The sequence below is a fragment of the Flavobacterium sp. WC2509 genome (assembly GCF_052683105.1).
The window spans coordinates 4,146,233-4,170,065 of sequence record NZ_JBQZFG010000001.1; the positions used below are offsets into that span (position 1 = coordinate 4,146,233).

A 23,833-nucleotide genomic window follows, 5' to 3' on the forward strand; every position below is an offset into this window, starting at 1 on the left:
TTAAATAGTAAATAATTAAATATAAAATAGATTAATATGAAAAATAGATATGTAATAATTGCGTCAGCATTATTTTTATCAGTAGCTGGTTTTGCTCAAAAGAAAGAACTTACAGCTGCTGAAAAAGCATTAAAAGAAGGGAAGTCTAATGAAGCGATAACAATTTTAACAGGAGCTGAAAGTTTAATAGCTAATGATGCTGATAAAGCGCAGTTTTTGTTTCTAAAAGGGAATGCGTATTTTGACTTAATCAAAAAAAATGTAGATACAGAGAAAAATTTGCAGATAGCGGCAAAGACTTATCAAGACCTGATTGAGGTTGAGAAGGCTTCTGGGAAAATAAAATATTCAACACAAGCTGCAAATTCAATTTTTGGGGTTAAAGGAAGGTTGATTAACTCAGCAATAGAGGATACCAAAGTTAATAAGAATGCCGAAGGTGCTCAAAAGCTTTATGAAGCTTATTTATTAGAGAAAAAAGACACTATAAATTTATACTATGCGGCATCAACTTATGTGGGAGCAAAAGAATATGATAAGGCTCTTAAATTATATGAAGAATTAAAGAAATTAAATTTTTCAGGAAAAGCAACTTATTATTATGCAGTAAGTAAAGTGAATGGTAAAGAAGACGTTTATAATACAGCTGCTGAAAGAGATAAGATGATTAAGTTAGGGACGCATGAAAAACCAAGATCTGAAAGTGTTCCTTCTAAAAGAGGTGAGATTTATAAAAATATCACTTTGATTTATGTTAGCAAAGGTCAGATTGATGAAGCTAAAAAAGCTGTTTCTGAGGCTAGGATCGCTAATCCTGATGATGCTTCTTTGATATTAACAGAGGCTAATTTGTATCTTGAAACTAAAGATATGGTTACTTATCAAAAATTGATTACTCAAGTATTAGAGAAAAATCCAAATGATGTATCTTTGGTTTTTAATTTAGGGGTTATAAATGCAAATGCTAAAAATTATGTTGATGCTGAAAAGTATTACAAGAGAGCTATTGAGATAGATCCAAAATATGTCAATGCTTATATTAATTTGGCGGCCATGAAGTTGGAAGATGAAAAAGCTATCATTGATAAAATGAATAAATTAGGCACTTCTGCTGAAGACACTAAGAAATATAATGCTTTAAAAAAGAAAAGAGAAGATTTGTTTAAAAGTACTATTCCTTATTTAGAAAAAGCAGTTGAGTTAGATCCTGCTAATAAAGATGTGTCAAAGACATTATTGAATGTTTATAGTGCTCTTGAAATGATGCCACAATATAAAGCTTTGAAAGCGAAAATGAAATAGTTCTTTTAAAATGTAAAAAATCCTGCCTGAATTAATCAGAGCAGGATTTTTTTTGCATAAAATTTTGAGCTTTATAATTTTGATATTGTTGGTTTTAAAAGTTGCCTTATTTAAACGAAAAATATCAAAATGATATAAGAATGATTCTCTCTCTTTTTTTAGATTATTTTTTTAATCACTCTAAGTTTATGGGTATGTTTGTTGCTTTCGGCATTGTAGATTCCTAAGTGGTCTAAACGATCAATTCGAACTTTGCCACTGGCGTGAATGATATAGTTGTTTTCCATTATGATTCCTACGTGAGTGATGTTGCCTTCGTCATTGTCAAAAAACGCCAAATCACCTGGTTCGCTTTCTTCAATAAAACTTAAAGCCTCTCCTTGTGTTGCTTGTTGGGATGCATCTCTTAGTAATTTGTAACCGTTAAGTTTGTATACCATTTGTGTAAAACCGGAACAATCTATTCCAAAAGGTGTTTTTCCTCCCCATAAATATGGAGCATTCAAATACATAAAGGCTGAATTAAGAAGATTATTCTTTGGCTTTATACCGCTTATTTTTGTTCCTTCAAAATCAAAAGGAAGTGGATTCATCTCTGGATGGTTCAAGAATGATAAAGATGCTCCAAGTGGAATTGGAATTAATAAATTAGATGGTGCTAAGATATATTCAATCAAATCTGCATTCAGAATTATAGCATCTGATGAAAGTTGTGTGTAGTTTGATTCTGTGATTATTTGAAATTGTTTGGTGTCTATCCAGCCTTCGTATTGGTCGTATTGCGTTTTGATATGAGACCATTGCTTTTGTTGTTCTAAAACTTCAAAATGTTCTCCAAATAAGACTTGAGAAACAATTTCGCTTCTATCACTGGCTTCAGCACGAAGTGGAATCATGGCTAAATTACAAATTCCGAACATTTATATAAATTAGATTAAAAATAAATACGAATCAAAAAGTACGTAAAAATAGTGATTTTCGATTCGTATTTATTTAATTATTTTATTTTTATTTAAAAAGGAATATTTATTAAATGTTTCTTTCAATAACTAAAGCAGATGCTCCACCGCCTCCGTTACAAATGGCAGCTGCTCCATATCTGGCATTATTTTGTTCGAGAACATTTAATAAAGTAACAATTATGCGTGTTCCTGAACAACCTAGTGGATGGCCTAACGAGACCGCTCCTCCATTGATATTTACTTTTGAATTATCTAGTCCAAGTATTTTCGAATTGGCTAATCCAACCACTGAAAATGCTTCATTGAATTCAAAAAAGTCAATTTCGTCTAATGTTAAATTGGCTTTTGCTAATGCTTTTGGGAGTGCTTTTGCAGGACTCGTTGTAAACCATTTAGGTTCTTGGGCGGCATCAGCATATCCTTTTATGTAAGCCAATGGTTTTAGACCTAATAAAATGGCTTTTTCTTCACTCATTAATACAATAGCTGCTGCACCATCATTAATTGTAGATGCATTTGCGGCAGTTACAGTTCCATCTTTTGTGAATACAGGATTTAAGGTTGGTATTTTTTCTAAGGAAACATTAGTGTACTCTTCATCTTTAGAAAAAAGAATTGGTTCTCCTCTTCTTTGTGGAATTGTAACAGGGACTATCTCATTGTCGAATTTGCCTTCGCTCCATGCTTTTGTTGAGCGTTCGTATGATTGAATAGCGAATTGATCTTGGTCTTCTCTGCTAATTTTGTATTCTGTAGCACAAAGATCGGCAGAAACTCCCATCGCATTGTTGTCATAAGCGTCTGTTAGTCCGTCTTTTTGTAATCCGTCTTGCATAGTGCTTGGTCCAAATTTAGTACCGCTTCTCAAATGCATATAATGAGGAATTAAACTCATGTTTTCCATTCCGCCAGCAACGACAATCTCTGCATCTCCACATTGTATAGCTTGAGCTCCTAGCATGATAGCTTTCATTCCTGAGGCGCAAACTTTGTTTACGGTGGTACATGCTACTTCTGTCGATAATCCTGCGTAAATCGCAGCTTGGCGAGCTGGAGCTTGACCTACCCCGGCTTGAATTACGTTGCCTATAAAAACTTCGTCAACTAAGTTTGGGTCTAATTGTATTTTGTTTAAAGCTCCTTTTATGGCTGTTGCTCCTAATTGTGGTGCAGTTACTGTAGATAATCCTCCCATAAAACTACCAATTGGTGTTCTAACAGCAGAAACGATAACAACTCTTTTATTCATCTTTATTATTATGTTGATTTGTATAGCAAATTTAGCCTTTTTTATAATATTAATAAATTAAAACATATTTAATGAAGCTGTTTTTAAGTTTGTTTTTATGCTATCTTATATTAATTTGTAAAATGTATATTCTAAAAAACAGAGATAATCTTTAGTTATATTGTTAGAGAAGTAAAATAGCTTCGTTATGCTGTTTTTTTGTTGGTTGCTATATCTTTGATTGTGAACTCTTTTTGGTTAAATGCTAAAAAAAATAAAAAAAAAGTGTTGAAATAGTTGTGAGAAACGTAAACATGTCTTAAGTTTGCAACCGCAAAACAGGACACGTTTCCTAAGGTTTTGGAGGGGTGCCAGAGTGGTAATGGAGCAGTTTGCTAAACTGTCATCGAGTGATCGGTGCCAGGGTTCGAGTCCCTGTCCCTCCGCATTTTTTATTTTAAGAATCTTAGCAAGATTTAAATCTTAATTAAGGTATTCATAAAATAATATTTGTACTGTTTTTCGGGGTGTAGCGTAGCTCGGTTATCGCGCCTGCTTTGGGAGCAGGAGGCCGCAGGTTCGAATCCTGCCACCCCGACTGAAACTTTTCTATAAGTTTTAAAACAAATGGACGCATAGCTCAGCTGGATAGAGCACCTGCCTTCTAAGCAGGCGGTCGAAGGTTCGAATCCTTCTGCGTTCACAAAAAGCCCCTTAATTGGGGCTTTTCTGTTTTATACACTTTCTTTAAAAGTGTCCTTTTAGTATAAAAGTTTGCACATAGTTTGCACAAATTTATCAAATCCTTGACCATAAAATGAGCAAACTACGAACATGAAAATTGAAATCGAGCTTATTGCTATGCATTCGAAAAACTATTGAAGCTAGTTAGGTGAATTTTACACTAAAATAAACGAAAGTAAAAAACGATTTCTTTTGCAAATGCAACCATTTTGTCCACAATAAAAAACCATTTCCACAAAACAAAAAATAGCTTAATTTAAAGCAGATTAACAGGATGTGTCTTTATTTGTTGCCATGAGTTGAATAAGGTAATGAAATGTCCTTAAAAGTGTTTTAGTTCCTTATAGAGAGCATTAGGCTTGATTGTAAGACTCAAAGTTAGATTACGCTATTCTATGACCTGATTGGTTTGTATCTTTAAGTAAAATCGATTATGTAATAATTAAAATGGGAATTCAGAAACAGGGTATGCAATTTAAAGAAAAAGTATTGCATCGTTCATTCCAATAATTATTGAAAAGCCTGAGTTGTATAAAAATGAAAAATATTAGAATCGAAAAGCTTAATTGTGAGTCAGCTTGAAGTATTAATGAAGTTTGCTGTCGTTATAATGCAGCTAAATAGTAAAAGATAGTAATTGTGATTAGAAAATTTATATTTCTTATCAATTGATAGACTATTGAAAAAAAAATCCACCTTGCACAATTCTGTTTTGCAAAAATGTGAAGGTGGATTATAGTTTATTATAAACTTTTTGCAATTCCCATTTCCAATCCGCGTAATTCGGCTAGACCTCTTAAACGGCCAATTCCAGAATATCCAGGGTTTGTTTTTTTCTTCAAATCATCCAGCATTTGATGACCGTGATCTGGGCGCATCGGAATTAAAGCATCTTTTCTTCCTTCAGCTTTACGTCTGTTTTCCTCGGCTATAACTTCTTTGATAACTCCAAACATATCTACGTCTCCTTCTAAGTGATTAGCTTCGTAAAAGTTTCCTATTTCGTCACGTTTTGTACTTCTTAGGTGTAAAAAATGTACTCTATCGGCAAAACGCTTAAATATTTGTACTAAATCATTATCAGCTCTCACACCTAATGAACCTGTACAAAAAGTAATTCCGTTTGAAATATGTGGAACTTCAGAAAATAAATGAGCATAATCATCTTCAGTACTTACAACTCTTGGTAATCCTAAAATAGGGTAAGGTGGATCGTCAGGATGAATACACATCATAACATTATTTTGAGCGGCAACTGGAATAATTTCTTTTAGAAAAGAAACTAAATTTTCTCTTAATTTTGGAGCATCAATAGCAGCATATGTATTTAAAATGGTTTGGAATTGCTCCAATGTATATCCTTCCTCTGCACCAGGTAATCCTGCGATAATATTTTTTACCAAAGTTTTTTGTTCTGACTCAGAAAGTTTTTCTAAATAGATTTTTGCCTCTGATTGTATAGCTGCTGGATAAGTGTCTACAGCTCCTGGGCGTTTTAATAGATATAGTTCGAAAGCAGCAAAAGCAATCACATCAAAACGTAGGGCTTTAGATCCATCCTCTACTTCAAATTCTAAATCGGTTCTTGTCCAATCTAAAACAGGCATAAAGTTGTAACATACAATACCGATTCCACATTTAGCTAAATTCTCGATACTTTTTTTGTAATTTTCAATGTAAATAAGGTAATTTCCTGAGCGTGTTTTTATATTTTCATGTACAGGAATACTTTCCACTACACTCCAAGTCAATCCAGCGCTCTCAATAGTTTGCTTTCTTTGATTGATTTCATCGATTGTCCATATTTCACCGTTAGGAATATGGTGTAATGCTGATACAATTCCTGTTGCTCCAGCTTGTCTTACATCTGATAACGATACGGGATCTTTAGGACCGTACCAACGCCATGTTTGTTCCATTTTTTTATATTTTTTAATTTATTACTATCGTTTTAAATACTTGATACACCAAATCCACCGTCAACTTTAATTATGGTACCAGTTACAAATTTTGACATATCACTGCATAAAAATAACAATACTCCGTCTAAATCTTGTGGTACACCAAATCTTCCCATTGGAGTATGATCAATAATTTTAATACCTCTTGCAGTTAAGTCTCCTTCTGGTGTAAGTAATAATGCTCTGTTTTGTTCGCCAATAAAGAATCCAGGAGCTATAGCATTAACGCGGATACCTTCACCATATTTTGAACCTAATTCAACAGCTGTCCATTTTGTAAAATTGTCAATTGCTGCTTTAGAAGCTGAGTAACCAACAACTCTAGTTAAAGGTCTATCTGCTGAAGCTGATGAAATATTAATAATTATACCACTTTTTTGTTTAGCAAAAAGTTCTGAAAATATTTGTGTAGGAAGCATAGTTCCAATAATGTTTAAGTCTAAAACTTTTTGTACATCTCCTACTTTTAAATCATAAAAAGCTTGATCTGGTGCGATTGTTGCTCCAGGCATATTTCCTCCAGCAGCATTTATTAAAATATCTAATCGACCATATTTTTCAACGATTAATTCTTTAATTGCTTCTAGGTCTTCAGTTTTTAAAACGTTTCCTTTTACAGCAAAAGCTTTACCGCCATTACTTTCTATACGATCAACTGCAACTTGTGCTTCTTCTAGTGTAAGTCCAACAATTCCTGTGATAACACCTTGTTTTGCTAAAACTTCAGCCATATTGCTGCCTAAAACTCCTGCACCTCCAGTAATAAGCGCAATTTTCCCTTCTAAATTTAATATTGAATTCATTTTATTAATTGTTTTTTATGGTTTTTAATATGCTACGTATTGTTTTTATTCTAAACAGGTTTTTTAATTATTAACTGTTTTTATTTAAATGTTTCAGCTGTAAAAGACAAAGCAGTTTTTCCAAATACATTTTTTTAAACATAAAATTTTAATATTCGTGTGCGTACACGGTCACAATACAAAACTTAGAATTTAAATATTTTTCAACAAATAAGAAAAGAGTATTTCTCCAATCGTGTTACTTTTTCTTGATATACTGTTGTTGTTACGTGTGCGTACACGGATGTTGCAAATATATGTAAAAAGTTAAATTTAAAAAGCGTTTTTTGAAATAAAAAAATTAATTTTGGAACTTTCTATAAATTATTTAACCTAAAGTCTAAGAATATCATAACAATAAAAAAAATAGCTGAATTAGCGAATGTTTCTCCAGGAACAGTGGATAGGATTATTCACAATCGGGGACAGGTATCGCAAGAGAACATTGATAACGTAAATGCTATTATTGAAAAACACGGTTTTAAACGAAATATTTTTGCAAGTAATTTAGCTTCCAATAAAAAATCGAGAATTGCTGTTTTTTTACCAAAGTTTGAAAAACTAGAATATTGGGAGAGTCAACTGAATGGAGTTAAAAAGGCAGGTGAAGATTTTGGAAAATTTGGCATCGAATTGCATTACTTTTTTTATGATTTTGACAGTAGTTCATTTCAAAATATGTTTTCTAAAGTAATAGATTTTGAATGCGAAGGATTGTTGTTTTCTCCTATTTTTCATGAAGAATCACTTTTGTTTTTAGAAAAATATAAAAAGAAAAATACACCTGTAGTAATGATTGACTCAGATATTAAAAGTGAAATATCTCATTTTTATATTGGTCAGGATGCTTTTAAAAGCGGCTATTTAGCAGGAAGACTAATTAGTTTTGCTGTAAAAAACGAACGTAATGTGCTTATTGTTAAAATTGCTCAGGAAATAGATAGTACTTCGGTTTATTTGCAACGTATTAAAGGATTTTATACTTTTTTTGAAGAGCATGCAGAACTAACTAATTTTAACTTTTCTGAAATTACTATTAATGATTCAGACAGTAGTCAGCTCACTTTGGAAATGTTTAAAAATAGCAGCAGTATATTTGTTCCTAATTCTAGAGCATACATTGTGGCTCAATTTTTAGAGCAACAAAATATAAAAGGGATAAGAATAATTGGATATGATCTTTTAAAAGAAAATATTACTTATTTAAATTCTGGAATAATTGATTTTTTAATCAATCAAAAACCTGAAGAACAAGGATATACTGGTGTGCAGTATCTGTATAAAAAAATAATTTTGCATGAAAATCTAGAGGCTACCCATTTTATGCCATTAGATATAATTGTAAAAGAAAATTATAGCATGGGTTTAAGCAAATAAACACAGTTCTAATCGAAATCAAATTGTTTTTTTAATTTAAATTTAAACTATCTTTTTGTTTATTAATGTATTGATAAATAGTTGATTTGTATTTTCTTCATTAAGTTCAATCATTTAAATTCCCTATTTTTATAAAAAATATTTGATATGATATCCTACTGGAAATTTTTGTTTGCTTCATTTTGTTTTGTTTTTTTTGGAAATTGTTTTGCTCAAAATACAGTTGCCAAAACTGTGACTTTACAAACAGTGAATGATACTACTTTTGTTAATTTAAAAGAGTATAGTTCGGATTTTGTTTATGATATGAAATACGCAACGAGTGATAATTTTTTGAAAGCTAAAGTTTATGATTGTGCTGAGTGTTATCTGCGCTACAAGACTGTAAAAGCATTGATTTTAGCTAATGAAAGATTTGTAAAGAAAGGCTTTAAGATTAAATTATTCGATTGTTATCGCCCATTGGATATTCAAAAACGAATGTGGGCAATTGTCTCGGATCCTCAATATGTCGCTAATCCTGCAAAAGGTTCTATCCACAATAGAGGGGGAGCGGTAGATATTACTTTGGTAGATTTTGATGGAAATGAATTAGATATGGGGACTACATTTGATTTTTTTGGTAAAGAAGCGGGACATGATTTTCCTGGGTTTTCTAAAGAAATTAAAAACAATAGAAATTTATTGAGAAAAGTTATGGATAAAGAACATTTTAATTCTTTTGATTCAGAATGGTGGCATTATAATTTGAAAGCAGGTTTACATGATACTGTTTCAAATTTTAAATGGGAATGCAAATAATTATTTCCGTTTTTTTTCTTAAATAAGTATATTTTATAAGCCCTTAAGTATTTGGAAGTTGCGTGTATTTGTAGGATTATGGTTTAAAATATGGTTAAAACATGTATTTCATCGGTTTTATTGTAATTTTATAAAAATATCTTTTTATTTTAGCATTTTTGATCATTTAATAATAATGATTTATGTTTTAATTTGATAATCTAGTACAAAGAATATAATCGGTAAATGAAAAGTATATTACAAAATAGTTTTTTTAAATGTATTGGACCTGAAAATAAATCTGGAATTACATTTGTTGAAGTTTTAGTTGTTGGTTTATTAGTTCCTATGGTGGTACGAAATGTCAAAAATTATGTGGTCAATATGGATAAGCTAAATAATTTTCAAAAATAAGATACGGTATAAAAAGGAAAAACCATCAAATGAATATTCATTTGATGGTTTTTCCTTTTTATACTTTAGTTTTATTGAATACAACGAATATTATTTATGAAATAGGTTTCAGGTTGGTATGTTTTTCCGTCTAACTCTGCAGTAAATTCTTTTTTAAATACATAGTCTTCTGTATCTGTTAGGTATTTTATTCGCATCAATAGTACTGGAGATGTTTTTAATTCTTCATAATTCTCTTTGGAGAACATAAAAATTCCAGATTTTACCCTATTATCAAAACCTTTATCATCTCGAAGCATAGTACCACAACTTTCTTGATCAATATGGATTAATGTTACAATTTTTCCATTTTGAAGTTGAAGATAAATTTTTGAATTTTTGTCAAAACAATTTGCTTTTAAAAAGTCTTTACTTTTTTGTATTATTTGAACAGTTAGTGTAGGCAAACCGTCGGTTAAAGCTAAAGAACAAAAGATGTAGCTAGAATTGCCTCCAAAGACTTTTTCGTGAATTAGATACTCTTTTGTAATTTTATAGGTACCAATAGAATCGGTGACGTTTGTTGCATATTCACAAGGTTTTTGAGCGAAAATGGAAGAACTTAAAAAGCAAAATGCTAGAACCAATATGTATTTCATTTTTATTTTATTTTGTCGCAAATTAAAACAATTTTAGTATTATTTTCATCGGTTGTAAAAAAACAATATAAATTTCCACCATCTTTTATTTTCCATTTTTTTCGAATATTTTCTACTGAATCAGAAAAATTTCGAGTTGTTATATTCGCTTTTTGATTTTCTAAATAGTGTTTCATTTCATTTTTTGCATAAGGGATGCATTTTTGTATTTCAAAAATTCTCCCAGGAAAAGAAACTAATTCATCTGAAGTGTAAAGATGTGAATGTTTATGAAGCTTATCTAATTTATAAGATGTAGCAACTTGGTCGAATCCTCCAGATTTCATAATTGCACTGTTAGGTTCGTATAAGTATTTTTTGGGTAAGTTAAAGCTAGGTAACTCATGATTTTCATCCAAATTAAATTCGAATGTTTCTGTAGTTTCTTTTAGAAGATTTACTGATTTAATTGCAATCGTACCATTATAATGCTTGTTTAGTTCCCATAGTAATTCTTTTACTTCGTTTTCTACCGCAATAATATGTATTGATTTGATATGCTTTAATTCATTTATGCCGGCAGAAATATCTAGTATTGGAGCTGTTTTTATTAATATTGAATCGGCTTTTTCAAAATAAAAATCTAGATTTTCGGGTACATTTGGTAAACAGTCTTTTAGCATAAAAACTTTGCCTTTGGTGTCACTTCTTCTAGAGGGATCAATGTATATCCAATCCCATTTTGTTTCTAATTTTGCCAGAGTTTCAGAACTATCTCCTGAGTAACAAGTAATAAACTTATTATTTAATTGATTAAAGTTATGTGAAACAATATTAGATAGTTCAGTATTTATTTCACAATGTACAATGTTTTTTATTTTTTTAGAAAAGTAATAATCATCAATTCCAAATCCTCCCGTTAAATCAATTAAATTTTCACCAGAAACTAGCGAAGCTTTGTATAATGCAGTGATTTCGGAAGAAGTTTGTTCTACCGAAATTTTGCTTGGATAAATAATATTTGCAGTCGAAAACCAAGTCGGTAATTTACTCTTTGCTTTTGATTTTGCAGCAATTTGATTTAAAATTGAAATCCATTCAACTTCTGGGAATGGATTTTTTTGAAGGGCTAATTTTGAAATAGAAGCTCCAATATTTAAATCTATAAATTCCTGTATTTTAGGATTTAAAAGGTCTAAGTTCAATTTATATATTTTTTGTTATGTGCTGTATAAATGCATTGTTGGGGAAAAATTCTTTGCAAACTACTTTTAAAATGGTGTATAATGGAATTGCAATAATCATTCCTAAAATTCCAAATGAGAAACCAGCAATTAATATGACTAGGAAAATTTCAAGCGGATGAGAGCTTACACTTTTTGAAAAAATAATAGGTTGTGAAAAGTTATTGTCTATTAATTGTACAATCCAGAATCCTATTAATACATAAATGGTTGTTGGTAATATTTCTGATTGAAAATCGGAACCTAAATTACTTAGCATCGTTAAAACTGCTGCAAACACAGAAGCAATTAACGGTCCTAAATACGGTATAATATTTAAAACGGCACATAAAAAGGCTATAACTAATACATTAGGTATTCCGAAAATAAATAAAACAATAGTATAGAGTATGAAAACGACAAATAATTGTATTAGTAGCCCAATGAAATATCTTGAAAGTAATAGGTTTATTTTTTCTACAGAATTTAATATTTTATCTTCATGTGAATCAGGAATTAATAGTTTGGCTCCTTTTAAAATTATTTCCCTGTCTTTAAGAAAGAAAAAAGTAATAAACAAAACGGCACCAAATGCCATACCGAAATTACTGATTGTACCTAAAATGGAATTTAAAAAATTAGGTACTGTGTTGAAATTAACAAATGACTTTAAGTTGTTTGGGTCAAAGAATTTAGCTGAATCTATATGGTGTTGTGCAAAAAAAGTGTTTATCTTTTGAATTAATTCCAAACTGTCTTTTTCTATTTCGGCTGTATTTAAAAGAGATAAATTTTGACCTTGAGAAATTATCAAAGGAATAAACATCATTATAAAACCCAATATGGTTAAAAAGTAAATAGATAAGACCGCTATTGTTGCTATTGTGTGTTTGAATTTTAGTCTTCTCTTCAAAAAATCTAAAATTGGAGAACCAATTAAAGTTAGTATTAAGGAAACTAAAAGATAAATTATTATATTTTGTATTTGATATAGAAAATAAAGTAATAATGCAGCTAAAATTAAAATTGCAATCGCTCTAACTATACCATTTGCAATAATTTTGGATGTTATCATGTAGTTTTTTGTTATAAAGATAAAAAAACTCGCTTATACGATGCGAGTTTTAAATTTAAAAGCCATAAATAATTTTGTTCTAAATTATTTATGTAGATTATTTTAAGGTCGTTTATTTCTTAACTAAAAATCAATTGGTAAAAATGTAATTGATGATATTGGCTCCCATTTTTAATGCTTTTTCACGAACTTCTAAAGGGTCGTTATGTACTTCAGCATCTTCCCAACCATCACCAAGATCACATTCATAAGTATAAAGTAAAACCAATTTGTTTTCTATGAAAATCCCAAAAGCTTGAGGTCTTTTTCCATCATGTTCATGAATCTTTGGTAAACCGTTCGGAAAAACAAAAGGCTTTTGAAATATAGGATGAGTAGATGGGATTTCGATCATGTTGTCATTTGGAAATATTTTTTTTATTTCCTTACGAATGTATTGATCCATACCATAATTATCGTCAATATGTAAAAATCCTCCAGCTAGCAAATATTTTCTAAGGTTGGCTACATCAGCATCGCTAAACACAACATTTCCATGACCTGTCATGTGTACAAATGGATAAGAAAGTAAATCGGGACTACTGGGCTCTACAGTTCTGGGTTTTGGATTTATTTGAGTATTGATAGTCGTATTGCAAAATTTTATTAAATTGGGTAATGAGGTCGGATTTGCATACCAATCGCCACCACCATTGTATTTCAACAAAGCAATTTCTTGTGATAAACAAGAAAATGAAATGAACAAGAATACAAGCAATACTTTTTTCATATAAATCTAATCTTCATTAGTAAAAACTACACTATGGCAAGCAACGATAGCGGCAGTTTCTGTTCGTAATCTTGTTTCGCCTAACGATACAGGAATGTATTTATTCTCAAGTGCTAATGTAATTTCTTTGTTTGAGAAATCTCCTTCAGGTCCAATTAATATGGTATAATCAGTACTAGGTGTAAGTACTGATTTTAGGGATTTTTTATTTGTTTCTTCGCAATGTGCAATTAATAATGTTCCACTTTTTTCAGTTTTCAAAAACTCTTTTAATGTAATAGCTGGATTTAATTTAGGTAGATACATTTGATTGCATTGTTTCATTGCCGAAAGAATGATTTTTTCAAATCTATCAATATTAATTACTTTTCTTTCCGATCGATCACAAATAATCGGAGTGATTTCATGAATGCCAATTTCTGTAGCTTTTTCAAGAAACCATTCATAACGGTCGTTCATTTTTGTTGGAGCAACTGCAAGATGTAATTTGTATTTTGGAGTTTCAGTTTTTTCAATAGATAATATTTTAACGGTGCATTTATTATCTGACGCTAAAGTAATTTCTGTTTTAAAAAGTAATCCTAAGCCATTAGTTACATGAAGAATATCGCTGTCTTTTTTACGTAAAACTTTAATAATATGTTTGCTTTCTTCTTTGTCAAAAGAAAAAGTTGTAGTAGTTTCGTTTATGGTTGGATTGTAAAATAATTGCATAATTAAAATTGTATTCTTGCTTTAGAAACAACTGCAGCCGTTTCAAATTTTTGGGATAAAAACTTTTGATAACCTACAATTCCAATCATTGCAGCATTATCGGTTGTGTATTCAAATTTTGGAATAAAGGTTTTCCAACCGTATTTATTTTCTGTTTCTTTTAATGTATTTCGAATTCCAGAATTGGCAGAAACACCGCCTCCGATTGCTATTTGTTTAATTCCTGTCTCTTTGACAGCAATCTTTAATTTATCCATTAAAATTTCAATAATTGTATGTTGGATGGAAGCGCAGATGTCATTTAGATTTTCTTCAATAAAAGCAGGATTTTCTATTTTTTTCTTTTGAATAAAATATAAAATAGCCGTTTTTAATCCTGAGAAACTAAAGTCTAATCCAGGAACTTTTGGTTTGGTAAAAGGAAAGGCTTTTGGATTTCCCAATTGAGCATATTTATCAACTAATGGTCCACCAGGATAGGGAAGTCCTAGTATTTTTGCACTTTTATCAAATGCTTCACCTACAGCATCATCTGTAGTTTCTCCTATTATTGTTAAGTCAAAAAAATCATCAACTCTTACAATTTGGGTATGTCCGCCACTAATTGTTAATGCTAAAAATGGAAATTCGGGCTTGTCAAAGCCTTCTTCTTCTATAAAATGTGCCAAAATATGGGCATGCATATGGTTTACAGCTATTAAAGGTATTCCTAATGCCAATGCCATTGATTTTGCAAATGAACTCCCTACCAAAAGAGATCCCATAAGTCCAGGTCCTTGTGTAAATGCTATTGCAGATAATTGTTCCTTTTTAATATTTGCTTTTTTTAATGCAGCTTCAATTACAGGTACAATATTTTGTTGATGAGCGCGAGAAGCTAGTTCTGGAACTACTCCTCCATATTGATTATGAATTAACTGGTTGGCAACAACATTAGAGAGTACTTTGTCGTTACATAATACAGCAGCAGCAGTATCATCGCACGAACTTTCTATTGCAAGTATAAAAACCTCAGGAATTTGCATATAAACAGATGAATTTTGAAGTATATTTGATGAATTACCATAAAAATAGTATTTTTACAGCTGTGCCAAAATTAAAGATTTTTTAGTTAAGATATTAGCATTTCCAGAGGCAAATAATTTATTTGTACCAAAAAAACAAAAACTACACGTATCAAAAAGATTAAAAAAATAGTATTCCGTACTTTCGTTGGACTAATATTACTTTTGTTAGTACTTTTTATAGCTATTACAATGCCTTTTGTTCAAACCAAAATGGCGCAGTATTTTATGAAAAGCATCAATGATGACTTTGGTTTGCACATGAATGTTGATGGAGTGCAACTTACCGTTTTTGGAGGCGTAAAACTAAAAAATGTCCTCATTATTGACCACCATAAGGATACTTTAATTTATACCAAAAGAATAAATACTACCATTCTTGGGTTTAAAAAAATGTTGGATGCTGATTTGGTTTTTGGCGACTTGGCTATGGACGGCGTTCTTTTTAATTTAAAAACCTATAAAAACGAAAAAAAGAGCAATCTGGATTATTTTATTGATGCTTTTGGTACAAGTAAAACACCTTCGAAGAAGAAATTTATGTTAAGCGCTTCGAGTATCGATTTGTCAAACGGTAGATTTATTTTGACTGACGAAAATCATGAAACTCCAAAGGCTGTAGATTTTACCCGATTGAAAATTTCCCTTACCAATTTTAAAATATTTGGTCCTGAAATATACGCTAATATTCAAAAAATGTCTTTTTTGGATCATAGGGGTGTGTATATTAAAAGTTTAAAAGGAAATTATAGTTTTACTCAACAGCACATGATATTGGATAAATTGGAATTAAAAACCGAAGAGTCTACTATAAAAGGTTATGCTGCGTTGAATTATGAAATTGAAGATTTTTCAGATTTTGTGAATAAAGTTGAGTTTGATTTTAAATTGAATTCAGCTAAAATTGCCTCGAATGATGTTCGATGTTTTTACAATGAATTAAATAAAAATAGAATTTTTAATCTTAGAACCCATATTACAGGACCTTTAAATAATTTGAAACTTTTGGATCTAAGTTTGAATGATAATAAAGGTACAAGATTAATGGGTTTTATAAATTTTAAAAACCTTTTAGGGAATCAGTATCAAAAATTCTATATGAATGGAAAGTTTGATCACTTAACTACTAATTATGCTGATTTAGTAAATATATTGCCTAATGTTTTGGGTAAAAGCTTACCTGTTATAGTAAAGAAATTAGGAAATGTTTCATTAGTAGGTAATACTCAGGTTACTACAACTTCGGTACATGCTAATTTTGTAGCAAAAACTACTTTAGGAGCAGTAAAATCAAAATTAAAAATCGTCAATATGGATCAAAGCAGCAAAGTTGCCTATATAGGTTATGTTGTTTTGAATGAATTTAATATTGGTAAATTATTAGATGAGAAGGATTTATCTATAGTTAGTTTGAATTTAGATGTTGATGGTAAAGGATTTTCAGAAAAGTACTTAGATACTTCTTTAAAAGGGGATGTTTCTAAAATTGCCTATAATGGTTATAATTATAAAAACATAAAACTAAACGGTAATTTTAAATTACCAATATACAAAGGTTCGATTATTGTAAATGATCCTAATTTAAAAATGAATTTTGATGGTTTGGTTAATTTAAGCAAAAAAGTGAGCCAATATGATTTTCAGATAAAAATTGATAATGCAGAATTACATAAATTACATTTTGTAAGCGATACAATCTCTAAATTAAATGGAGATGTAATTGTCGATGTTCAAGGGAATTCCATTGAAGATCTTTATGGAAATATTTATTTAAATAATGCTTGTTACACCAATTCAAAAAACACTTATCAATTTAATGATTTTAATTTAAATTCAAGTTTTGATGAAAATAGAATTCGTACAATAACAATTAACGCTCCAGATATAACTAATGGAACAATTGTTGGGAAGTTTAAATTTGCTGCATTAAAAGATTTAGTTTCAAACTCGTTAGGAAGTCTTTATACGAACTACAAGCCTATAAAAGTAAAGAAAGGTCAGTTTTTAAAATTTAATTTTGAAGTCTATAACAAAATTGTTGAAGTCTTTTTTCCGAAAATAAAAATAAGTGAAAACACTGTTGTCAAAGGAATTATTAATTCAGACAGCAATGAATTTAAGTTCAATTTTAACTCTCCTACCATAACGGCTGCAGATAACTCATTTGATAATATCCGAGTTTCTATCGATAATAAAAATCCGTTGTATAATGCGTATATCGAATTGGATAGTATAAAAACCAAAATGTATAAAATTCGAGATTTTAGTTTAATTAATGTTACCTCAAAAGACACTTTGTTTTTTAGAACTGAATTTAAAGGTGGTTCAAAAGGGGATGATTATTTTAATTTGGATTTATATCATACTATTGATAAGAATAATAAGAATGTTATTGGTTTTAGTAAGTCTGAAATTAAATTAAAAAATAGTTTGTGGTTTTTGAATGAGCAAAATTCCTCTAATAACCGAATACTATTTGATAAGCAATTGCATGAGTTCACCCTCGATGATTTTATATTTTCTAATGCAGACCAAGAAGTAAAGCTTAATGGGATGTTTAAAGGTGACTCCTATAAAGATATAAATCTTGAATTTAAGAATTTCGATGTCAATGCGCTGACATCAGCTCAGGAGAGTTTTGACGTTAGAGGTAAGCTAAATGGTAGAGTCAATTTCAACCAAAACAAACTGGTGTATAAGCCAACTGCATCGTTAGTAATTGATGATTTAAAAGTTAATAATTATGAACTTGGTGTTTTGAAATTTGATATAAAAGGAGATGAGAATTTAAAGAAATTTACATTGTATTCTACTATTGAGAATAAAGATTTTGAATCTTTTAGCGCTGATGGAAGTTTTGAAATTGTAAATAAAGAAACATTATTTGATTTGAATTTAAAATTTGATCGTTTCAATTTAGCTACTTTAAGTTCATTGGGAGGAGATGTTATTTCAAATATAAGAGGTATGGTGTCTGGTAATGCTACCATTGGAGGCTCGGTAAAAAAACCTGATATCAATGGGCGTCTTTATGTTAATAATGGAGGTTTGAGTATACCGTATTTGAATGTTGACTATGCATTAAAAGAAAAAACTGTAATTGATTTGACAGATGAAAAGTTTCTATTTAGAAATAATATACTGACGGATACTAAGTTTAACACAGTTGGTACTTTGAATGGAGTAGTAGAGCACAAGAATTTTTCAGATTGGAAGTTGGATTTAGCTATTAATACTAAAAGATTTTTAGTGTTAGATACTAAAGATAGTGAGGATGCGGCTTATTTTGGTACCGCATTTATTAATGGTAGCGCTACTATTAAAGGTCCAACCAATGGTTTGGTTATAAAAGTAGATGCTAAATCTGAAAAAGGTTCGATACTTAAGATTCCAATAAATAGTGCAGAAAGTATTAGTGAAAATAGTTTTATACACTTTATCACTCCTAAAGAAAAATTTAATTTGCAAAAAGGAATAGTTGAAAATACTAAAAACTATAATGGTCTTGAATTAGAGTTTGATTTGGAGATTACTCCAAATGCAGAGGTTGAAGTGATTTTGGATAGAAATTCAGGGCACGGTATGAAAGGGAGAGGCAACGGAAATTTATTATTCAAAATAAATACGTTGGGAGGTTTTAAAATGTGGGGAGATTTCTTGCCTTATGATGGAACTTATAATTTTAAATACGGTGGTTTAATTGATAAAAAGTTTAACGTCAGAAAAGGAGGTTCGATCGTTTGGGAAGGAGATCCAATGAGAGCGCAATTGAATCTTGAGGCTGTTTATAAAACTTCGGCAAATCCAGCTTTATTGCTAGAAAATTCAAGCGTCAATAAAAAAATAGATGTAGAAGTTGTTATTGGGCTTCATGGTGATTTGTCTCACCCAGAACCAGACTTTATGATTGAATTTCCAACGATTAAAAGCGTTATGAAATCAGAATTAGAGACTGAATTATCAGATAAAGATGTTAGACAAACGCAAGCTTTGTATTTATTATCAACAGGAAGTTTCTTGAGTAAAGATGGTTCCAGTCAAGCTGTTGCTTCGAGTTTGTATGAAACGGCATCAAGTATGCTAGGAGGCATTGTTCATTCTACAAACGAAAAATTCGAAATGAACTTTAATTTTGTTTCCCCAGATAATAGGCCAACCTCTCAAACAGACGGTCGTTTTGAAGCTATTGTTTCTTCTAAAGTAAATGAAAGAATTACAATAAATGGAAAAATAGGAGTGCCGTTTGGAGGTGTTCATGAATTGTCAGTAGTTGGAAATATAGATGTTAAGTATAGAATAAATGATGATGGGTCTTTTAATTTACATTTTTTCAATAAAGAAAATGATATTAATTATATAGGACAAGATATTGGGTATACCCAAGGTGTTGGTATTTCTTATGAGGTCGATTTTGATAGTTTTAGGGAATTAGTCGATAAAATGTTTAAGAGTAAAAAACTGGATACTGGAAATAAAACAAATGTAAAAGAAAGTGATTCGGATTCTAATTTGAATCCTGATTTTATCAAATTTACAAAACCGGTTACTCCAAATGTTGAAAAACCTAAAGTTAATCAGGATGCAGTTCTTCCTGATGAGGATTAAATTTTGGTATACTGTTAGTATTTAGTGGTTTATATTTTGGTTTTAATATTTTAAAGTTTGCAGATATAAGTTATATAAAATGGCGAAATGTTTGTTGTTTGTGATAAAAATATTTCCTTGGAAAATTAATCCTACAACTAAAAAAATAGATTAAAAAAATGTAAATAAAACACGAGTTTTTGAATCTAAAAACTTATCAACGAAAACGTTTGAATTTGAAATGTTTTATTAAAATATTAAAAAACACACCAAAAATATCTCAGATATATGCTAATTTTACACTTTAATACTTAAAAAAATGTCAAAAACAATAAAAAAGATAGGTGTTCTTACTTCAGGAGGAGACTCCCCGGGAATGAATGCCGCAATCCGTTCTGTTGTCAGAACATGTGCTTTTCATAACTTAGAATGCGTTGGTATTTATAGAGGGTATCAAGGAATGATTGAAGGGGATTTTAAAGAAATGGGTCCTAGAAGTGTAAATAATATTGTTAATAAAGGAGGGACTATTTTAAAATCTGCAAGATCAATGGATTTTAAAACTCCGGAAGGTCGTGCAAAAGCACATAAAAATCTTGTAAAAGCTGGTATTGATGCTTTAGTCGTAATTGGAGGTGATGGTTCTTTTACAGGAGCTTTAACGTTTAATGCCGAATATGATTTTCCAGTAATGGGAATTCCTGGAACTATCGATAATGATATATTTGGTACAAGCCATACTTTGGGTTATGATACCGCTCTAAATACAGTTGTTGACGTAATTGATAAAATTCGTGATACAGCAAGTTCGCATAATAGATTATTCCTTATTGAAGTTATGGGGCGTGATGCTGGTCATATAGCATTAAACGCTGGAATTGGTGCAGGTGCCGAAGAAATTCTTATTCCAGAAGAAGATTTAGGATTGGAACGTTTATTAGATTCTTTGAGAAAAAGTAAAGCAACTGGAAAATCATCAAGTATAGTAGTTATTGCCGAAGGTGATAAAATTGGTAAAACTGTTTTTGAACTAAAAGATTATGTTGATTCAAATTTGCCTGAATATGATGTACGTGTTTCAGTATTAGGACACATGCAACGTGGTGGGGCACCATCTTGTTTTGATAGAGTTTTGGCTAGTCGTTTAGGTGTCAAAGCTGTTGAATCATTATTGGAAGGTGAATCTAACTATATGGTAGGTTTATTGGCAGATAAAATTGTACTTACCCCTTTAGAACTAGCAATCAAAGGACATACTGAAATTGATAGAGAATTACTTCGCGTTTCAGATATAATGTCTATTTAAAATAAAAAAGAAAGAAAAATTAAAAATAAAATAAATTATAATTTAAATTAAATACAATGTCAAAAGTAAAATTAGGAATAAACGGATTTGGTAGAATTGGAAGAATTGTTTTTAGAGAATCTTTCAACAGAGATAATATAGAAGTAGTTGCAATCAACGATTTATTAGATGTTGATCATTTAGCTTATTTGTTAAAATATGATTCAGTTCATGGTCGTTTTGATGGTGATGTTGAAGTAAAAGAAGGAAAACTTTTTGTAAACGGAAGAAACATCCGTATCACTGCTGAAAGAAATCCAGCTGACTTAAAATGGAATGAAGTTGATGTTGATGTAGTTGCTGAGTGTACTGGTATCTTCACAACTATTGAAACTGCAAATGAGCACATCAAAGGTGGTGCTAAAAAAGTAATTATTTCTGCTCCTTCTGCTGATGCTCCAATGTTTGTAATGGGAGTAAACCACGAAACTGCAAAAGCTTCTGATTTAGTTGTTTCTAATGCTTCTTGTACTACAAACTGTTTAGCTCCTTTAGCTAAAGTTATTAATGATAATTTTGGAATTGTTGAAGCTTTGATGACAACTGTTCACGCTACAACTTCAACTCAAATGACTGCTGACGGTCCTTCTAGAAAAGACTGGAGAGGTGGACGTGCTGCAAGCATCAATATCATCCCATCTTCTACAGGTGCTGCAAAAGCGGTTGGAAAAGTTATCCCAGAATTGAATGGTAAATTAACAGGTATGGCTTTCCGTGTTCCTACTGCTGACGTTTCTACAGTAGATTTAACTGTAAAAGTGGCTAAAGAAACTTCATACGAAGAAATTATGGCAGCTTTAAAATTAGCTTCTGAAACTACTATGAAAGGTATCTTAGGATATACTGAAGATGCTGTTGTTTCTCAAGATTTTATTTCTGATAAAAGAACTTCAATCATTGATGCTACTGCAGGAATTGGTTTGAATTCAACTTTCTTTAAATTAGTATCTTGGTATGATAATGAATATGGATATTCAAGTAAATTAATTGATTTAGCTGTTCATATCTCTAGTTTAAAATAATATTTATAATTTTAGAAGATCCCATTAATTTCAGTTAATGGGATCTTCTTATTTAGTTTTGTTAAGTATTTTAAAAGTATTTAATAAGGCAATAAGAGTTAAACCAATAAACCAATAAATATGAAATTAATAGTTGATAGTGGTTCTACCAAAGCAGATTGGATTGCGATAGATGATGATGGAAAAGTTCTTTTTACCACGCAAACATTAGGTTTAAATCCAGAAATTCTGAATGCTGATGAAATTGTAGCCCGCATAGATGATCGTTTTGACTTAAAACAAGGTAAAAAAACAGCTACTCACTTGTTTTTTTATGGCGCAGGTTGTGGAACAGATAGGATGAAAAGTATGCTTTCTGAAATTTTTAAAGATTATTTTTCTAATGCAATAGTTGTTGTTGAAGAAGATACTTATGCTGCTGTTTTTGCGACTACTCCAAAAGATGAAAAAGCAATTGTTTGTATACTTGGTACAGGTTCAAACTGTAGTTATTTTGATGGTAAAGTTTTAGAACAAAAAGTACATTCATTAGGCTACATTGTAATGGATGATTGTAGTGGTAATGTTTTTGGAAAACAGTTAATTAGGAAATACTATTTTAATAAAATGCCAAAAGAATTAGCAGTACTGTTTGAAAAAGAGTATAATGTTGAACCAGATTTTATTAAAAATAAATTATACAAAGAAGCAAATCCAAATGCATATCTTGCCACTTTTGCTAAATTTTTAATTCAGCATAAAGAGCATGAATTTTGTCGTAAGATAATCTTCAAAGCGATGAAATCGTTTGTTAAAAATTATATTCAGCAATTTGAGAATTGTAAAGAAGTACCTGTGCATTTTGTAGGTTCTATTGCTTTTTATTTAAAAGAAGAATTAGCTGAAATTTTTGATAAATACGAATTGCAATTAGGTAATGTGCTAAGAAGACCAATCGATGGTTTAATTGCTTACCACATAGCAAATAAACAATAATAATAAATTATGGAGATAGCAATTATTGCTCATGACGGTAAAAAAGATGATCTTGTAAAATTTTTAATTAAAAACCGCCAATTATTACAACAAGAAAAAATAGAATTTATAGCAACTGGAACTACTGGAGGTAGGGCAGAAGCAGAAGGTTTTAAAACTAGAAGAATGCTTTCTGGACCACTAGGGGGCGATGCTCAAATTGCAGGCAGAGTTGCTGAGGGTAAAACAAAAATGGTTTTGTTTTTCAAAGATCCACTTTCAAGTCACCCTCATGAATCAGATGTTAATATGCTTATTCGTGTTTGTGATGTTCATAATGTGCCGTTAGCAACAAATGAAGCTACAGCACAATTATTGATTAATGCTATAGCACTGCAATCATAGATATTTCTACATTTACATTTTTTGGCAAACATGCCACTTGAACCGTTTCACGAGCTGGAGCGGTTTTTTCATTAAAATATGATCCGTAAACAGTATTTATACTTCCAAAATCATTCATGTTCATTATAAAGATGGTAGTCTTTACTACGTTTTCAAAAGTCATTCCTGCAGCTTCAAGAACAGCTTTTAAGTTTTCCATGACTTGTTTAGTTTCCGATTCGATGTTGTCTACTACTAATTCCATTGTTGCAGGATTTAGTGCAATTTGTCCAGATGTATATAAAGTGTTTCCGCTTAATACAGCTTGATTGTATGGACCAATGGGTGCTGGAGCTTTATCCGTATAAATTATTGTTTTCATAATGTAAAAATTTATGTTTTATAGTTACCTGAAAAGTTTAATTGATATTTAAAAATCAAAATTTTATTATCATTTACTCAAGTTTAAAAA

At 30.6% G+C, this 23,833-nt stretch carries 20 protein-coding genes and 3 tRNA genes; 12 read left to right on the forward strand and 11 right to left on the reverse strand.

Going from position 1 to position 23,833, the window contains the following annotated elements; genetic code table 11:
* Positions 1-36: 36 nt before the first annotated feature.
* On the forward strand, positions 37-1,302 hold the full coding sequence (locus ACUN3A_RS17135) for a tetratricopeptide repeat protein (RefSeq protein ID WP_445552505.1): 1,266 nt from the start codon (positions 37-39) through the stop codon (positions 1,300-1,302).
* Positions 1,303-1,460: 158 nt separating this feature from the next.
* Here the strand turns inward: ACUN3A_RS17135 and ACUN3A_RS17140 are convergent, their stop codons facing one another.
* Together ACUN3A_RS17140 and ACUN3A_RS17145 are read right to left on the reverse strand one after the other, a co-directional pair.
* Positions 1,461-2,222: a C40 family peptidase gene (locus ACUN3A_RS17140; RefSeq protein WP_445552506.1), complete on the reverse strand. Its 762-nt coding sequence runs from the start codon at positions 2,220-2,222 to the stop codon at positions 1,461-1,463.
* Between the two features lie 109 nt (positions 2,223-2,331).
* Positions 2,332-3,513, reverse strand: coding sequence for an acetyl-CoA C-acyltransferase (locus ACUN3A_RS17145; RefSeq protein ID WP_445552507.1), 1,182 nt, complete (start codon positions 3,511-3,513; stop codon positions 2,332-2,334).
* A gap of 341 nt (positions 3,514-3,854) precedes the next feature.
* Here ACUN3A_RS17145 and ACUN3A_RS17150 point away from each other — a divergent pair.
* The 3 genes from ACUN3A_RS17150 to ACUN3A_RS17160 all read left to right on the forward strand — a co-directional run bounded on the left by ACUN3A_RS17150 (position 3,855) and on the right by ACUN3A_RS17160 (position 4,195).
* A tRNA-Ser gene (locus ACUN3A_RS17150) sits at positions 3,855-3,938 on the forward strand.
* 77 nt (positions 3,939-4,015) lie between these two features.
* Positions 4,016-4,090 (forward strand) — tRNA-Pro (locus ACUN3A_RS17155).
* 31 nt (positions 4,091-4,121) lie between these two features.
* Positions 4,122-4,195: transfer RNA gene (locus tag ACUN3A_RS17160), tRNA-Arg, on the forward strand.
* 784 nt (positions 4,196-4,979) lie between these two features.
* Here the strand turns inward: ACUN3A_RS17160 and uxuA are convergent.
* Entirely contained in the window at positions 4,980-6,155 is a 1,176-nt protein-coding gene (gene uxuA / locus ACUN3A_RS17165; protein WP_445552508.1) for a mannonate dehydratase, read from the reverse strand.
* 32 nt (positions 6,156-6,187) lie between these two features.
* Positions 6,188-7,000, reverse strand: coding sequence for an SDR family oxidoreductase (locus tag ACUN3A_RS17170; protein ID WP_445552509.1), 813 nt, complete (start codon positions 6,998-7,000; stop codon positions 6,188-6,190).
* 405 nt (positions 7,001-7,405) lie between these two features.
* On the opposite strand from ACUN3A_RS17170, the gene ACUN3A_RS17175 reads away from it, so the two are divergent.
* The 3 genes from ACUN3A_RS17175 (at position 7,406) to ACUN3A_RS17185 (ending at position 9,610) form a co-directional block, all read left to right on the forward strand.
* On the forward strand, positions 7,406-8,416 hold the full coding sequence (locus ACUN3A_RS17175; protein ID WP_445552848.1) for a substrate-binding domain-containing protein: 1,011 nt from the start codon (positions 7,406-7,408) through the stop codon (positions 8,414-8,416).
* Between the two features lie 147 nt (positions 8,417-8,563).
* The gene (locus ACUN3A_RS17180) at positions 8,564-9,217 is read left to right on the forward strand and encodes a M15 family metallopeptidase (RefSeq protein WP_445552510.1); all 654 of its coding nucleotides are present in this window, start codon (positions 8,564-8,566) and stop codon (positions 9,215-9,217) included.
* Between the two features lie 225 nt (positions 9,218-9,442).
* The gene (locus ACUN3A_RS17185; protein WP_445552511.1) at positions 9,443-9,610 is read left to right on the forward strand and encodes a hypothetical protein; all 168 of its coding nucleotides are present in this window, start codon (positions 9,443-9,445) and stop codon (positions 9,608-9,610) included.
* A gap of 71 nt (positions 9,611-9,681) precedes the next feature.
* Here ACUN3A_RS17185 and ACUN3A_RS17190 read toward each other — a convergent pair whose 3' ends face one another.
* The 6 genes from ACUN3A_RS17190 to tsaD form a co-directional block, all read right to left on the reverse strand.
* Positions 9,682-10,248 (reverse strand): hypothetical protein, encoded by a 567-nt coding sequence (locus tag ACUN3A_RS17190; RefSeq protein ID WP_445552512.1) that lies wholly within the window; start codon positions 10,246-10,248, stop codon positions 9,682-9,684.
* A gap of 2 nt (positions 10,249-10,250) precedes the next feature.
* Complete coding sequence (locus tag ACUN3A_RS17195; protein ID WP_445552513.1) at positions 10,251-11,432, reverse strand: THUMP-like domain-containing protein; 1,182 nt, start codon at positions 11,430-11,432, stop codon at positions 10,251-10,253.
* A gap of 1 nt (position 11,433) precedes the next feature.
* Complete coding sequence (locus ACUN3A_RS17200; RefSeq protein WP_445552514.1) at positions 11,434-12,525, reverse strand: AI-2E family transporter; 1,092 nt, start codon at positions 12,523-12,525, stop codon at positions 11,434-11,436.
* 130 nt (positions 12,526-12,655) lie between these two features.
* Positions 12,656-13,294 carry a DUF4159 domain-containing protein gene (locus ACUN3A_RS17205; protein WP_445552515.1) on the reverse strand — a complete coding sequence of 213 codons (639 nt, stop codon included), beginning with the start codon at positions 13,292-13,294 and terminating at the stop codon, positions 12,656-12,658.
* A gap of 6 nt (positions 13,295-13,300) precedes the next feature.
* Positions 13,301-14,008 (reverse strand): 16S rRNA (uracil(1498)-N(3))-methyltransferase, encoded by a 708-nt coding sequence (locus ACUN3A_RS17210; RefSeq protein ID WP_445552516.1) that lies wholly within the window; start codon positions 14,006-14,008, stop codon positions 13,301-13,303.
* A gap of 2 nt (positions 14,009-14,010) precedes the next feature.
* Positions 14,011-15,033 carry a tRNA (adenosine(37)-N6)-threonylcarbamoyltransferase complex transferase subunit TsaD gene (gene tsaD / locus ACUN3A_RS17215; protein ID WP_445552517.1) on the reverse strand — a complete coding sequence of 341 codons (1,023 nt, stop codon included), beginning with the start codon at positions 15,031-15,033 and terminating at the stop codon, positions 14,011-14,013.
* A 267-nt stretch (positions 15,034-15,300) separates the two neighbouring features.
* Between tsaD and ACUN3A_RS17220 the strand changes: the two genes are divergently transcribed.
* The 5 genes from ACUN3A_RS17220 to ACUN3A_RS17240 all read left to right on the forward strand — a co-directional run bounded on the left by ACUN3A_RS17220 (position 15,301) and on the right by ACUN3A_RS17240 (position 23,382).
* Positions 15,301-19,677 carry a translocation/assembly module TamB domain-containing protein gene (locus ACUN3A_RS17220; protein ID WP_445552518.1) on the forward strand — a complete coding sequence of 1,459 codons (4,377 nt, stop codon included), beginning with the start codon at positions 15,301-15,303 and terminating at the stop codon, positions 19,675-19,677.
* Positions 19,678-19,975: 298 nt separating this feature from the next.
* Positions 19,976-20,962, forward strand: coding sequence for a 6-phosphofructokinase (gene pfkA / locus ACUN3A_RS17225; protein WP_445552519.1), 987 nt, complete (start codon positions 19,976-19,978; stop codon positions 20,960-20,962).
* Between the two features lie 56 nt (positions 20,963-21,018).
* On the forward strand, positions 21,019-22,023 hold the full coding sequence (gap, locus tag ACUN3A_RS17230; RefSeq protein WP_445552520.1) for a type I glyceraldehyde-3-phosphate dehydrogenase: 1,005 nt from the start codon (positions 21,019-21,021) through the stop codon (positions 22,021-22,023).
* A gap of 120 nt (positions 22,024-22,143) precedes the next feature.
* Positions 22,144-22,998 carry an N-acetylglucosamine kinase gene (locus ACUN3A_RS17235; protein ID WP_445552521.1) on the forward strand — a complete coding sequence of 285 codons (855 nt, stop codon included), beginning with the start codon at positions 22,144-22,146 and terminating at the stop codon, positions 22,996-22,998.
* Between the two features lie 9 nt (positions 22,999-23,007).
* A complete protein-coding gene (locus ACUN3A_RS17240; protein WP_445552522.1) occupies positions 23,008-23,382 on the forward strand; it encodes a methylglyoxal synthase in 375 nt (124 codons plus the stop codon).
* Here the strand turns inward: ACUN3A_RS17240 and ACUN3A_RS17245 are convergent.
* Positions 23,363-23,743, reverse strand: coding sequence for a RidA family protein (locus tag ACUN3A_RS17245; protein WP_445552523.1), 381 nt, complete (start codon positions 23,741-23,743; stop codon positions 23,363-23,365). The genes ACUN3A_RS17240 and ACUN3A_RS17245 overlap by 20 nt on opposite strands.
* Between the last annotated feature and the right edge of the window lie 90 nt (positions 23,744-23,833).

Coding starts and splice junctions, on each gene's coding strand:
- ACUN3A_RS17200 (WP_445552514.1), bottom strand. CDS start 12,525: ATGATAACATCCAAAATTATTGCAAATGGTATAGTTAGAGCGATTGCA.
- ACUN3A_RS17180 (WP_445552510.1), top strand. CDS start 8,564: ATGATATCCTACTGGAAATTTTTGTTTGCTTCATTTTGTTTTGTTTTT.
- ACUN3A_RS17210 (WP_445552516.1), bottom strand. CDS start 14,008: ATGCAATTATTTTACAATCCAACCATAAACGAAACTACTACAACTTTT.
- ACUN3A_RS17185 (WP_445552511.1), top strand. CDS start 9,443: ATGAAAAGTATATTACAAAATAGTTTTTTTAAATGTATTGGACCTGAA.
- ACUN3A_RS17205 (WP_445552515.1), bottom strand. CDS start 13,294: ATGAAAAAAGTATTGCTTGTATTCTTGTTCATTTCATTTTCTTGTTTA.
- ACUN3A_RS17190 (WP_445552512.1), bottom strand. CDS start 10,248: ATGAAATACATATTGGTTCTAGCATTTTGCTTTTTAAGTTCTTCCATT.
- ACUN3A_RS17240 (WP_445552522.1), top strand. CDS start 23,008: ATGGAGATAGCAATTATTGCTCATGACGGTAAAAAAGATGATCTTGTA.
- ACUN3A_RS17140 (WP_445552506.1), bottom strand. CDS start 2,222: ATGTTCGGAATTTGTAATTTAGCCATGATTCCACTTCGTGCTGAAGCC.
- ACUN3A_RS17135 (WP_445552505.1), top strand. CDS start 37: ATGAAAAATAGATATGTAATAATTGCGTCAGCATTATTTTTATCAGTA.
- ACUN3A_RS17245 (WP_445552523.1), bottom strand. CDS start 23,743: ATGAAAACAATAATTTATACGGATAAAGCTCCAGCACCCATTGGTCCA.
- pfkA (WP_445552519.1), top strand. CDS start 19,976: ATGTCAAAAACAATAAAAAAGATAGGTGTTCTTACTTCAGGAGGAGAC.
- tsaD (WP_445552517.1), bottom strand. CDS start 15,033: ATGCAAATTCCTGAGGTTTTTATACTTGCAATAGAAAGTTCGTGCGAT.
- uxuA (WP_445552508.1), bottom strand. CDS start 6,155: ATGGAACAAACATGGCGTTGGTACGGTCCTAAAGATCCCGTATCGTTA.
- ACUN3A_RS17235 (WP_445552521.1), top strand. CDS start 22,144: ATGAAATTAATAGTTGATAGTGGTTCTACCAAAGCAGATTGGATTGCG.
- ACUN3A_RS17145 (WP_445552507.1), bottom strand. CDS start 3,513: ATGAATAAAAGAGTTGTTATCGTTTCTGCTGTTAGAACACCAATTGGT.
- ACUN3A_RS17220 (WP_445552518.1), top strand. CDS start 15,301: ATGAAAAGCATCAATGATGACTTTGGTTTGCACATGAATGTTGATGGA.
- gap (WP_445552520.1), top strand. CDS start 21,019: ATGTCAAAAGTAAAATTAGGAATAAACGGATTTGGTAGAATTGGAAGA.
- ACUN3A_RS17170 (WP_445552509.1), bottom strand. CDS start 7,000: ATGAATTCAATATTAAATTTAGAAGGGAAAATTGCGCTTATTACTGGA.